Raw genomic sequence first — 12,906 nt, 5'->3', positions numbered from 1 at the left:
CACCCAGATTGCGAAGGATGGGAGCGCTCGACCATAGGGCGGCAGCCTTTGACACCGCACGCGCCACAGTCACGCATGCCGGCCAGCGCCGCAGGAGGCCTCTTTGTTCATGCGGAGACGTGTGTCTAAGAAAGCCGCGACGGCTCAGGCCGTCATCCGCAGCGGAATGGTGACCGGCCCGTCGTTGACCAGGTGCACCTGCATGTCGGCACCGAAACGGCCCGTGGCGACGACAGGGTGCGCGGCGCGTGCCTCGGCCACGAAGCGGTCATAGAGCGCCTCGCCCAGCGCGGGCGCTGCCGCGCCGCTGAAGCCCGGTCGCGTGCCGCTGCGGGTGTCCGCCGCCAGCGTGAACTGGCTGACGATCAGCAGCCCGCCGCCCACGTCCTGCACGCTGCGGTTCATCTTGCCCTGCTCGTCGGCGAAGACACGCAGCTTCAGCACCTTGGCCAGCAGGCGGCTGCCCACCGCCTCGGTATCGGTCGGCTCCGCACACAGCAGCACCAGCAGGCCCGGCCCGATGCGCCCCACGGTCTCGCCGGCGATGTCCACACGGGCCTCGCCCACACGCTGCAACAAGGCGATCATGGCGTTGTCATTTCAGGTCGTTTTCGTCAAAAAAGCGGGCCTCCACGTCGGAGGGCAGCAACTGGATGCTCGCCCGCAGGCCCGGCACCGCGCTCATCAGTGCCTGCTCCACGTCGGCCCGCACGGCCGCTGCGCGGCCGAGGGACCAACTGGCGGGCATGTGCATGTGCAGGTCGACAAAACGCCGCTGGCCGGCGCGGCGTGTGACCACGTGGTCGAAGCGCACGATGTCGACCCCCTGGCGCTGCACGGCAAAGCCGGCCAGGGTCTGTTCGATCGTGGCCTGCACCTCGGGCTCGACCGCTTCGTCCATCAGCCCCTGCGACGAGCGCCAGATGAGGTGAAAGCCTTCCTTGAGGATGTTGGCCGCCACCCCCATGGCCACCACCGGGTCGAGCCAGAGCCAGCCGGTCAGGTGCACCAGGGCAATGCCGACCACCACGCCGGCCGAAGTCCAGACATCGGTGGTCAGGTGGCGGGCATCGGCCTCCAACGCGATGGAACGGTGCACCCGCGCCGCGCGGAACATGGTCCACGCCAGCAGGCCGTTGAGCGCCGACGACGCCACCGACAGAGCCAGCCCCCAGCCAACCTGTTCCAGCGGCTGCGGGTTCCACAGCCGGAGCGCCGCGGCCCAGAAGATGCCGAGCGCCGCGGCGATGATGAGCACCCCCTCGAAGCCAGACGAAAAGTACTCGGCCTTGTGGTGACCATAGGGGTGGTCGGCGTCGGCGGGGCGGGCGGCGATGGTCACCATCACCAGGCCGAACACCGCGCTGGCGAGGTTCACCAGCGACTCCATCGCGTCGGACAGCAGGCCGACCGAACCGGTCACGAGCCAGGCGGCCGTTTTCAGCGCGATGGTGATCAGGGCCACCGCCACCGATGCCTGCAACAGGCGCCGCGGGGTCATGAAGGCTTGCAGGGGCAGGGATGCGGAAGCAGACATGGCCGCATTGTCGGCCACCGCCCCTGAAGCGCACCTGAACGGTGACAGAATGATGTTGCACAGCACCATGGTTATTCACCCCAACGCCCCGCCGCCATGACCCCACCTCTCTCCGTGCGCTGGATCGGCGACACCGACGCCTGGCTGCTGGCCGAAGGCAAGCACCTGCGGCCCTGGCAGAAACTCGGTGCGCACCCGGTCACGCTCGACGGTTGCGACGGCGTGGCCTTCGCCGTCTGGGCCCCGAACGCGCGGCAGGTGCTGCTGCTGGGCGATTTCAACGGCTGGCAGGCGCAGCCCCTGGCCCTGCTCCCCGGGTGCGGCGTGTGGGAGGTCTTCGTGCCCGGCGCCGCGGTGGGCCACTGGTACAAGTTCGCGGTCGAAGGTGCCGACGGCGTCTGGCGCCACAAGACCGACCCCTGCGCGCGCGAAACCGAACTGCCACCCGGCAACGCCGCCCGCGTGTGCGAGCCGCTGCGCCCGACGCCGGCCACGGGGGTGCCAGCGCCGACCGACCGGGCACCCATGGCCATCTACGAAGTGCACGTGGGTTCCTGGCGCCGGCCCGGCGGACCGCACACCCTGCCCACCTGGGACGATCTGGCGCGCGAACTCGTGCCCTACGCCGCCGGACTGGGCTTCACCCACCTCGAACTGCTGCCGGTCAGCGAACACCCGTTCTATGGCTCCTGGGGCTACCAGCCGACCGGCCTGTACGCGCCCACGGCCCGCTACGGCCGCCCGGACGGCTTCCGGCGCTTTGTCGACGCGGCGCACGCCGCCGGCCTGAAAATCATCCTCGACTGGGTGCCCGCGCACTTCCCCGCCGACGAACACGCGCTGGCGCGCTTCGACGGCACCGCCCTGTACGAACACGCCGACCCGCGCGAGGGTTTCCACCGCGACTGGAACACCCTCATCTACAACTGGGGCCGGCACGAGGTGCGCAACTACCTGGTGGGCAATGCGCTGTTCTGGATCGAGCAGTACGGCATCGACGGCCTGCGTGTGGACGCGGTGGCCTCCATGCTCTACCGCGACTACAGCCGCCCCGCCGGCGAATGGGTGCCCAACAAGGACGGCGGGCGCGAGAACTACGAAGCCATCGCCTTCCTGCGCGAGGTGCACGAAGTGCTGCAGCGCGAGGCGCCACAGGCGGTCACCATCGCCGAAGAATCCACCGCCTTCCCGCGCGTGACCGGCGCCGTGGCCGACGGCGGGCTGGGCTTCGACCACAAGTGGAACATGGGCTGGATGCACGACACCCTGGCCTACTTCGCCGAAGACCCAGTGCACCGCCGCTGGCACCACCAGCGCATGACCTTTTCCATGATGTACGCTTGGAGCGAAGACTACGTGCTGCCGCTCTCGCACGACGAGGTGGTGCACGGCAAGGGTTCGCTGCTGGGCAAGATGGCCGGCGACCCCTGGCAGCAGCGCGCCAACCTGCGAGCGCTCTACGCCTGGATGTACGCCCACCCGGGCAAGAAACTGCTGTTCATGGGCGCCGAACTGGCCCAGCCCACCGAATGGAACCACGACACCGAACTGCCCTGGCACCTGCTGGGCGACCCGGCCCACGCGGGCGTGCAGGCCCTGGTGCGCGACCTCAACCGGCTCTACCGCGAACGCCCCGCCCTGCACGCGCGCGACACCGACCCGCACAGCTTCCAGTGGCTGGTGGTGGACGATGCCGACCAGGCCGTACTGGCCTTCGTGCGCTGGGGTCACCGGCTGGAGGACAGCACCGTGGTGATCGCCAACCTCACCCCCGTGGTGCGCGAAGGCTACCGGATCGGTCTGCCGCACGAGGGCCACTGGCTGGAGTGCCTGAACACCGATTCGGCCCACTACGGGGGCGGCAACGTCGGCAACGGCGGCAGCCTGCAGGCCGAACCCCAGGCCCTGCACGGGCAAGCCTGGTCCGCCCCGCTGACCCTGCCCCCGCTCGGGGTGATCTGGCTGCGGCCGCAATGAAACCCGGCCCCTGCGCCATGGATCGCTGACATGACCCACCACACCGTGTTGCCCGACCCGATGCCCCCGCACGCAGGCCCCGCCTTCGGTGCCCACCCCGGCCGGCTGGCGGGGCAGGACGGCACGGTGTTTTCGGTCTGGGCCCCCCACGCCAGCGGGCTGGCGGTGTGCCTGTTCGGCACCGACGCCCACCCCACGGGAGAACGCCGCGTGGCGCTTGCGCCCGATGGCGACGGCGCCTGGCGCGCCTTCGTGCCCGGCGTCGGCCCGGGCGAACGCTACGGCCTGCGCGCCGACGGCCCCTGGCAGCCCGAGGCGGGCCACCGCTTCAACCCGGCCCGGCTCCTGCTCGATCCCTGGGCGCTGGCACTGACGGGCGACACCACCCGCCTGGCCCTGGAAACCGGCCACCGCTGCGCCGACCCGCTGACCCCGTCGTGTGCCTGGCAGGCGCACCAGCCCGACCCCAACGACAACGCCGCCCGCATGCCGCGCTGCGTGGTGATCAACGTGGCCGCCGAACTGGCCGCAGGCCGCGCCATCGCCCCCGCGCCGCCGGTGCCCGCCGGGCGCGTGCTGGTCTACGAAGCGCATGTGAAGGCCCTCACCCGCCAGCACCCCGGCGTGCCCGAACACCAGCGAGGCACCTACGCCGCCCTCGCGCATCCCGCCGTCATCGACCACCTGCAGCGCCTGGGCGTCACCACCGTGTGCCTGCTGCCGGTGCACCAGCACATCAGCGAACGGCATCTGCTGGCGCGCGGTCTGGTCAACCACTGGGGCTACAACACGCTCAATGCCTTCGCGCCCGAGCCGTCTTACGCGGCGGCCACCGGCGGCCACGACCCGGCCACCGCCGCCCAGGCGGCGGCGGTGCGCGCCGAATACCGCCAGGCCGTGGACGCCCTGCACCGTGCCGGCATCGAGGTGGTGCTCGATGTGGTGTTCAACCACACCTGCGAGAGCGATCTCGACGGCCCCACGCTGAGCTGGCGCGGCCTGGGCCAGACCGACTGGTACGCCATGGCGCCCGGCGGCGTGCCGCACAACTTCACCGGCACCGGCAACAGCCTGGCGAGCAGCCGGCCGCGCGTGCTGCAATGGGTGCTGGACAGCCTGCGCTGGTGGGTGCAAGCCTACGGGGTGGACGGTTTCCGCTTCGACCTCGCCACCACGCTGGCGCGCGATGGCGTGCTCGACCACGGCTTCAACCCCCACCATCCGCTGCTTTCGGCGATGGCGCAGGACCCTTCGCTGCGCCACGTGCGGCTCATCGCCGAACCCTGGGACATCGGCCCGGGCGGGCACCGCACCGGCGGCTTCCCCCCCGGCTGGCTGGAGTGGAACGACGCGTTCCGCGATCAGGTGCGCGCCTTCTGGCTCGGCCATCCGGGCAGCCGCAGCGAACTGGCCACGCGCCAGTGCGCCAGCGCCGACCGTTTCGCCGCCGGCCCCCGCTCGCCGTTGGCCAGCGTCAACTTTCTGACCGCCCACGACGGCTTCACCCTGGCCGACCTGACCGCCTACGCCCACAAGCACAACCACGCCAACGGCGAAGACAACCGCGACGGCCACAGCCACAACCTGAGCGCCAACGCCGGTGTCGAAGGCCCCAGCGACGACCCGCACGTGCAGGCCCGCCGGGGCCAGTGGCGGCGGGCGCTGCTGGCCACCCTGCTGTGCGCGCAGGGCACCCCGCAACTGCTGGCCGGCGACGAGATCGGCCACAGCCAGCAGGGCAACAACAACGCCTATTGCCAGGACAACCCCCTCACCTGGCTGGACTGGACACGGGCCGACACCGAACTGGCCGTGTTCACGGGCGGGCTGGCCGCCCTGCGCCGGCGACACCCGGGCCTGCGCCACACGCAGCGCTTCACCGGACGCCCGCCCGCCCCCGGCCAGCCGCCCGACATCGCCTGGCACGACGTGGACGGTCAGCCGCCCTCCAGCGCGGCCTGGAACAGCACGGAACACCGCACCCTCACCGCCGTGATCTGCGTCGGCGAACACGGCGAAGCGCCCACCGAGCGCCTGCTGCTGGTCTGGCACCCCGGCGACGGCCCGGTCTCGCTGACCCTGCCCAGCGGCCCCTGGCAGCACGTTCTCGACAGCGCGGCCGCCCGGGTCAGCTTGGACGAAGCCCCGCTGGCCGAGGGCCAACTGATCCTGCACGCCCCCGGCCTGCACCTGCTGGTCCAAGGCTTGCATGGGTCCGGGCCTGCCCCCACACCGCCAGCCCCATGAGCATTCCAGCCGACAGCCTCCTCGCCCGCCGCAGCAGCGGCGTGCTGCTGCACATCACCAGCCTGCCCGGTCCGAACGGCTGCGGCGACCTGGGCCCTGCAGCCCGCCATTTCGTCGACTGGCTGGTCGCCGCCGGGCAATCGGCCTGGCAGGTGCTGCCGCTGTCGCCCGCCGGCCCTGGCAACTCGCCCTACCAGAGCGTGTCCGCGTTCGCCGGCAGCCCGCTGATGGTCGACCTGGACGACCTGGTGCACAAAGGCTGGCTGCCCTGGATGCCGCACCAGGGCTTTGACCACCAGCGCTGCGACTTCGGCCGCGTGCGGCCCTGGCGCATGGCCAGCCTGCGCCAGGCCTGGAAAGGCTTCGGCCAGCGCGCGAGCGCGGCCGATCGCGAGGATTTCGCCACCTTTGCCGCGGCGCACGCCCACTGGCTGGACGACTACGCCCTGTTCATGGTGCTGGACGCGCGCCACGGCGGTCCCTGGACCACCTGGCCCCAGCCGCTGGCCCGGCGCGAGGCCGACGCCCTGCAGGCTGTGCGCGACCAGGCCGACGCCGACCTCGGCTTCTGGCGCTTCGTGCAGTGGCGCTTCTGGGTGCAGTGGCAGGCGCTGCGCCGCTACGCCAGCGAACGCGGCGTGCAGATCATCGGCGACGCGCCCATCTTCGTGGCCCACCACAGCGCCGACGTCTGGGCACATGCCAACCAGTTCCTGCTCGACGAACGCGGTGACCCCTTTGTCGTCGCGGGCGTGCCGCCCGACTACTTCAGCCCCACCGGCCAGCGCTGGGGCAACCCGCTGTACGACTGGGATGCCATGGCCCACGACGGCTATCGCTGGTGGAAGGACCGCCTGGCGCACACCTTCCGGCAGGTCGACGTGGTGCGCCTCGACCACTTCCGCGGCTTCGAAGCGCACTGGGAAATCCCCGCCACCGAGCCGACCGCCATCGCCGGCCGCTGGCAGCGCGGCCCCGGCCAGGCCTTCTTCGACGCCGTGCAGGACGAACTGGGCAGCCTGTCCGTGATTGCCGAAGACCTCGGGCTGATCACCCCCGAAGTGGACGCGCTGCGCGCGGGCTGCGGCTTCCCGGGCATGCGCATCCTGCACTTCGCCTTCGGCGGCGACCCGGCCAACCCCTACCTGCCGCACAACTACGAACGCGGCACCGTGGCCTACACCGGCACGCACGACAACGACACCAGCGTGGGCTGGTGGCGCAGCGCCGCCATGGGCGAAAAGGCTGCCGCGCGCGCCTACGCCGGCCGCTGCATGGACCAGGAACCGCACTGGACGCTGATCCACAGCGTTTCGCAATCGGTGGCCAACACCGCCATCGTGCCGTTCCAGGACGTGCTCGGCCTGGACAGCCGCCACCGCATGAACACCCCCGGGCTGGCCAGTGGCTGCTGGGAGTGGCGCTTCGACTGGAGCCAGGTCGACCACATCCCCGCCGAGCGCCTGCTGGCCATGACCCGCGCCCACGGCCGATTGCCGCCGGGGCGCTGACCCCGGCTGACACACAGAAGACCCGAAGACACCCGACCATCCCGGAGACAAGCATGGACAAGACCACTTCCCCCCAGTACCTGGCCCGCCGCACCATCGCGCTGGTGCTGGCCGGCGGGCGCGGATCGCGCCTGCACGCCCTGACCGACCGCCGCACCAAACCGGCGGTGTATTTCGGGGGCAAGTTCCGCATCATCGACTTCGCCCTCTCCAACTGCCTGAACTCCGGCGTGCGCCGCATCGGGGTGCTCACGCAGTACAAGTCGCACAGCCTGCTGCGCCACCTGCAGCGCGGCTGGAGCTTTCTGCGCAACGAGTTCAACGAGTTCATCGACCTGCTGCCCGCGCAGCAACGCATCGACGAACAGAGCTGGTACGCCGGCACGGCCGACGCCATCTTCCAGAACCTGGACATCCTGCGCGCCCACAACCCCGAATACATCCTCATCCTGGCCGGTGACCACATCTACAAGATGGACTACGCCAGCCTGATCGCCGACCACGTGGCCCAGGGCAAACAGTGCACGGTGGCCTGCATCGAAGTGCCGATCGCCGAGGCCAGTGCCTTCGGCGTCATGGCCATCGACGAACAGCGCCGCATCGTCAGCTTCACCGAAAAGCCGGCCCAGCCCGCCCCCATGCCCGGCAAGCCCGAGGTAGCGCTGGCCAGCATGGGCATCTACGTCTTCGACGCGCAGCACCTGTTTGCCGCGCTCGAAACGGACGCCGCCCGGCCGGGATCGAGCCGCGACTTCGGCAAGGACGTGATTCCGGCCATGGTCGCCGAAGGGCAGGCCGTGGCCCACCCGTTCGGCCTGTCCTGCGTCAAGAGTGCCCCCGAAGCGCCCGCCTACTGGCGCGACGTGGGCACGGTCGACGCCTACTGGGCCGCCAACATCGACCTCACCGACCCGCTGCCCGAACTCGACATGTACGACCGCGAGTGGCCGATCTGGACCTACCAGGAACAGCTGCCGCCGGCCAAGTTCGTTTTTGACGACGACGGCCGCCGCGGCATGGCGGTGGATTCGCTGGTCTCGGGCGGCTGCATCATCTCGGGCGGATCGGTGCGCCGTTCGGTGCTGTTCTCCAAGGTGCGCATCCACTCCTACGCCGAGGTCGATGAAGCCGTGCTGCTGCCCGAGGTCGACGTCGGCCGAGGCAGCAAGCTGCGCAAGGTGGTGGTCGACAACGGCTGCGCCATCCCGCCAGGCATGGCCATCGGCTTCGACGCCGAGGCCGATGCCCGGCGCTTCTTCCGCACCCCCGGCGGCGTGGTGCTGGTCACGCGCGAAATGCTGGAAAAATTGGCATGACCCCCCGCGCCGCCTCCGGTGTCACCCCCCTGCCAGGGGGGCTTCGCCTGCAGCCCGGCGAAGCCGGTTCTGTGGCGCGAGCTGGCTATTGGCTTCTCCGTTTTACCGCTGCCCCATGCCCCTGAAAGTCCTTTACGTCTGCGCCGAGATCTTTCCGCTGCTCAAAACCGGCGGGCTGGCCGACGTCAGCGCGGCGCTGCCGCCGGCGCTGCGCGCCCAGAAGCAGGACGTGCGCCTGCTGCTGCCCGCCTGTCCCGCCATCGCCGCCGGCGTCAAGCCCGAAGGCCCGGTGATCCCGCTGCCCACGGCCGGTATGGCCGGCCTGCCCGCCGGTGTGGGCCCGGACCCGCTCACGGCCGGCGGTCCGCCGCCCACGCTGCGCGCCGGCCGCATCACGGGCAGCCGCCTGCCGGTGTGGCTGCTGCACGCTCCCGGCCTGTACGAACAGCCTGGCAATCCCTACCTGGACCCGGAAGGGCGCCCTTGGGCCAACAGCGCCGAGCGCTTTGCCTGGCTGGGCTGGGCCGCGGCGCTGCTGGGCATCGGTGCCCTGCCGACCCCGGCCGCCAACGGCCAGCCAGCCTGGCAACCCGATGTGGTGCACGGACACGACTGGCACACCGGCCTGGCCTTCGCCTACCTGCAGGCGCTGCGCGCACCGGGCCTGCCGCGCCCGGCCACCGTCTTCACGATCCACAACCTCGCCTACCAGGGGGTGTTCGCGGGCGAGGCCCGGCACCGCCTCGGCCTGCCCGATCACCTGTTCCGCATGCAGGGCCTGGAGTTCCATGGCCACCTGTCCTTCATGAAAGCGGGTCTGCAATTCAGCGACGCCATCACCACCGTGAGCCCGACCTACGCGCGCGAGATCACCGGTGAAGAACAGGGCTGCGGGCTCGACGGTGTGCTGCGCGAACGGCGCCACCGGCTGCACGGCATCCTCAACGGCGTCGACGACGCGGTCTGGAACCCCGCCGCCGATCCGCTGGTGCAACCGGGCTTCGACGCCGAACACCTGGACGGCAAGGCCCAGGCCAAGACCCTGCTGCAAAAGCAGATGAAGCTGCGCCCCAAGCCGGACGCCCTGCTGTTTGCCGTGGTCAGCCGGCTGACCGAGCAGAAGGGCCTGCACCTGCTGCCCGGCGTGGTCGACGATCTGGTCGCCCGGGGCGGCCAACTGGTGGTGCTGGGCACCGGGGACGCGCAGATCGAGCAGGCGCTGCGTCACGCCAGCCAGCGCCACCCCGGCCGGGTCGCGGTGCATGTCGGCTACGACGAGGCGCTGTCGCACCGCGTGATCGCGGGCGCCGATGTGATCCTGCTGCCCTCGCGCTTCGAGCCCTGCGGCCTGACCCAGCTCTACGGCCTGCGCTACGGCACCCTGCCGCTGGTGCGGGCGGTCGGCGGCCTGGCCGACACCGTGACCGACTGCGCCCTGGAAAACCTGCACGACGGCAGCGCCAGCGGCTTCGTCTTCCAGGGCCTGAACGAACACGACCTGCGCCAGGCCATCCGCCGCGCCTTCGCTCTGCACCACCGCCCCGCCGACTGGCGGGCCGTGCAGCGCCACGCCATGTCTCTGCGTTTCGACTGGGCCCGCGCCGCGACCGCCTATCGCCAGGTCTATGCCCAGGCGATGGCCGAAGCGGGCCATGGCACGGCTTCTGCTTAAACAGCAGGCATCCGCCCCGAGCCGTTCTTTTGTACATCCCACCATGTCCCCAACGAACACCGCCCCCGAGACCATCGCCGCTGCGCCCACCGCCCCTTTTGAATACGACCACCTGGAAAACAGCGTCGAGGCGCTGCGCAAATCCATCGCCAACCGGCTGGTCTACGCCGTCGGCAAGGACCTGCGGTCGGCCACCAAACGGGACTGGATGTTCGCGCTGTTCCACGCCGTGCGCGACCGCTGCATGGACCGCTGGCGCCAGAGCCTGGCCGCCGCGCAGGACGCGGACGCCAAACGCGTGTACTACCTCTCGATGGAATTCCTCACCGGCCGGGCGCTGACCAACGCCCTGCTGGCCGCCGGCATCTACGACGCCGCGCGCACCGCCTGCACCCAGCTCGGTGCCGACTTCGACGCCCTGATCGACATGGAATCCGATGCCGGCCTGGGCAATGGCGGCCTCGGTCGCCTGGCCGCGTGTTTCCTCGATTCGCTGGCCACGCTGGGCCTGCCCGGCATGGGCTACGGCATCCGCTACGACTACGGCATGTTCGCCCAGCGCATCCAGGACGGCCGCCAGGTCGAAGAGCCCGACTACTGGCTCGTCAGCGGCAACCCGGGCGAATTCATGCGGCCCGAATTCAGCTACACCGTGCGCTTCGGCGGCCGCCTCGCGCAGGACGGCGACCAGGTGCGCTGGGCCGACACCGACGACGTGATCGCCACCGCGTACGACACCGGCATTCCCGGCCACGAACTCACCAGCGTGACCACGCTGCGCCTGTGGACCGCGCGCGCCTCCGGCGGCATCAACCTCGACGCCTTCAACAAAGGCGACTACATGCGCGCCGTCGAGGCCAAGAACCAGTCGGAAAACGTCTCGCGCGTGCTCTACCCCGACGACAGCACCGAACACGGCAAGGAACTGCGCCTGCGCCAGGAATATTTCTTCGTCAGCGCCTCGCTGCAGGACATCCTGCGCCGCTACCTCAAGCGCCACGGCAGTTTCGAGAACCTGGCCGACAAGGTCGCCATCCACCTCAACGACACCCACCCCGCGCTGGCCGTGCCCGAACTCATGCGCCTGCTGGTGGACGAACACCACGTCGACTGGGACACCGCCTGGGGCCTGTGCCAGAAGATCTTCAGCTACACCAACCACACGCTGATGAGCGAGGCGCTGGAAACCTGGCCGGTGGACCTGATGGGCCGGCTGCTGCCGCGCCACCTGCGCATCATCTACGACCTCAACGCGGCCTTCCTGGCCGAGGTGCACGACCGCTTCCCGGGTGAAAACGACCTGCTGCGCCGCGTCTCCCTGATCGACGAGCGTGGCCAGCGCCGCGTGCGCATGGCCTATCTGTCGGTGCTGGCCAGCCACCAGGTCAACGGCGTGTCGGCACTGCACAGCAACCTGATGGTGGAAACCATCTTTGCCGACTTCGCGCGCATCTGGCCCGAGCGCTTTTGCAACAAGACCAACGGCATCACCCCGCGCCGCTGGCTCTCGCAGGCCAACCCCTCGCTGTCGGCGCTGATCGACAGCCGCATCGGCACCGGCTGGCGCCGCCATCTCGACCAGTTGGCGCAACTCGGTGACCTGGCCGCCGACCCCGAATTCAACAACGCCTTCCGCCTGGCCAAGCTGCAGAACAAGAAGCGTCTGGCCGAACGCATCGCGCGCGAAACCGGCGTGGTGGTAAGCCCCGACAGCCTGTTCGACGTGCAGGTCAAGCGCATGCACGAATACAAGCGCCAGTTGCTCAACGTGCTGCACGTGGTCACGCGCTACCAGCAGATCCTGGCCCACCCCAACGCCAACTGGGTGCCACGCACCGTGATTTTCGGTGGCAAGGCGGCATCGGCCTACTACATGGCCAAGCTGGTCATCAAGCTCATCAACGACGTGGCGCGCACCGTCAACAACGACAAGCGCATCGGCGACAAGCTCAAGGTGGTGTTCATCCCCAACTACCGCGTGTCGCTGGCCGAAGTCATCATGCCGGCGGCCGACCTGTCGGAGCAGATTTCCACCGCCGGCACCGAGGCCTCGGGCACCGGCAACATGAAGTTCGCGCTCAACGGGGCGCTGACCATCGGCACCTGGGACGGCGCCAACATCGAGATAGCCGAAAACGTGGGGCTGGACAACATCTTCATCTTCGGCAACCGCACCGAGCAGGTGGCGGCCCTGCGCGCCAGCGGCTACAACCCGCGCCGCTACTACGAACACAACTACGACCTGAAAACCGCGATCGACCGCATCGCCGAAGGCGCTTTCAGCCCCGAGGAGCCAGGCCGTTTCCACGACATCACGCGCACGCTGCTGGAGTCCGACTACTACCTGCTGCTGGCCGACTACACCGACTATGTGGCGACCCAGCTCAAGGTCGACGAGTTGTACCGCCAGCCGGCCGAATGGACGCGCAAGGCCATCCTGAATGTGGCCGGCATGGGGACGTTCTCATCGGACCGCACGATCGGTGAATACGCCGAGCAGATCTGGAACATCCAGCCGCTGTTCACCACCGACTGAGTAACCGTCTTGGAAGTCAAGCGCTGTGAAGCGATTTGTCCCAAGGTTTGCCAGTTCGGACCATGGCATTGAGCGTGGTCAGCAGCTTGCGCATGCAAGCGACCAAGGCG

At 69.7% G+C, this 12,906-nt stretch carries 8 protein-coding genes; 6 read left to right on the top strand and 2 right to left on the bottom strand.

Annotated elements, in window-relative coordinates; genetic code table 11:
- Window positions 1-144: 144 nt before the first annotated feature.
- Together dtd and L0977_RS21910 are read right to left on the bottom strand one after the other, a co-directional pair.
- Complete coding sequence (gene dtd / locus L0977_RS21915) at window positions 145-588, bottom strand: D-aminoacyl-tRNA deacylase (RefSeq protein ID WP_234267032.1); 444 nt, start codon at window positions 586-588, stop codon at window positions 145-147.
- Window positions 589-595: 7 nt separating this feature from the next.
- Complete coding sequence (locus tag L0977_RS21910; protein WP_234267031.1) at window positions 596-1,537, bottom strand: cation diffusion facilitator family transporter; 942 nt, start codon at window positions 1,535-1,537, stop codon at window positions 596-598.
- 96 nt (window positions 1,538-1,633) lie between these two features.
- On the opposite strand from L0977_RS21910, the gene glgB reads away from it, so the two are divergent.
- From glgB to L0977_RS21880, 6 genes are all read left to right on the top strand, one after another.
- Window positions 1,634-3,514, top strand: a complete 1,881-nt coding sequence (gene glgB, locus L0977_RS21905; RefSeq protein WP_234267030.1) for a 1,4-alpha-glucan branching protein GlgB — start codon at window positions 1,634-1,636, stop codon at window positions 3,512-3,514.
- A 30-nt stretch (window positions 3,515-3,544) separates the two neighbouring features.
- Complete coding sequence (glgX, locus tag L0977_RS21900; protein ID WP_234267028.1) at window positions 3,545-5,761, top strand: glycogen debranching protein GlgX; 2,217 nt, start codon at window positions 3,545-3,547, stop codon at window positions 5,759-5,761.
- Entirely contained in the window at window positions 5,758-7,272 is a 1,515-nt protein-coding gene (malQ, locus tag L0977_RS21895) for a 4-alpha-glucanotransferase (RefSeq protein ID WP_234267026.1), read from the top strand. Before glgX ends, malQ begins: the two co-directional genes overlap by 4 nt.
- A gap of 53 nt (window positions 7,273-7,325) precedes the next feature.
- Window positions 7,326-8,588 carry a glucose-1-phosphate adenylyltransferase gene (glgC, locus tag L0977_RS21890; protein ID WP_234267024.1) on the top strand — a complete coding sequence of 421 codons (1,263 nt, stop codon included), beginning with the start codon at window positions 7,326-7,328 and terminating at the stop codon, window positions 8,586-8,588.
- Window positions 8,589-8,709: 121 nt separating this feature from the next.
- Window positions 8,710-10,260 (top strand): glycogen synthase GlgA, encoded by a 1,551-nt coding sequence (gene glgA, locus L0977_RS21885; protein WP_326491100.1) that lies wholly within the window; start codon window positions 8,710-8,712, stop codon window positions 10,258-10,260.
- Window positions 10,261-10,303: 43 nt separating this feature from the next.
- On the top strand, window positions 10,304-12,796 hold the full coding sequence (locus L0977_RS21880) for a glycogen/starch/alpha-glucan phosphorylase (protein WP_234267021.1): 2,493 nt from the start codon (window positions 10,304-10,306) through the stop codon (window positions 12,794-12,796).
- Window positions 12,797-12,906 lie beyond the last annotated feature (110 nt).

This window comes from Hydrogenophaga sp. NFH-34, assembly GCF_021401345.1.
GTDB classification, from domain to species: Bacteria; Pseudomonadota; Gammaproteobacteria; order Burkholderiales; family Burkholderiaceae_C; genus Hydrogenophaga; species Hydrogenophaga electricum.
Note: the sequence above shows the minus strand (reverse complement) of the source record. Positions and strands in the feature narration are given on the sequence as shown.

Coding starts and splice junctions, on each gene's coding strand:
- L0977_RS21910 (WP_234267031.1), bottom strand. CDS start 1,537: ATGTCTGCTTCCGCATCCCTGCCCCTGCAAGCCTTCATGACCCCGCGG.
- glgB (WP_234267030.1), top strand. CDS start 1,634: ATGACCCCACCTCTCTCCGTGCGCTGGATCGGCGACACCGACGCCTGG.
- malQ (WP_234267026.1), top strand. CDS start 5,758: ATGAGCATTCCAGCCGACAGCCTCCTCGCCCGCCGCAGCAGCGGCGTG.
- glgX (WP_234267028.1), top strand. CDS start 3,545: ATGACCCACCACACCGTGTTGCCCGACCCGATGCCCCCGCACGCAGGC.
- L0977_RS21880 (WP_234267021.1), top strand. CDS start 10,304: ATGTCCCCAACGAACACCGCCCCCGAGACCATCGCCGCTGCGCCCACC.
- glgC (WP_234267024.1), top strand. CDS start 7,326: ATGGACAAGACCACTTCCCCCCAGTACCTGGCCCGCCGCACCATCGCG.
- dtd (WP_234267032.1), bottom strand. CDS start 588: ATGATCGCCTTGTTGCAGCGTGTGGGCGAGGCCCGTGTGGACATCGCC.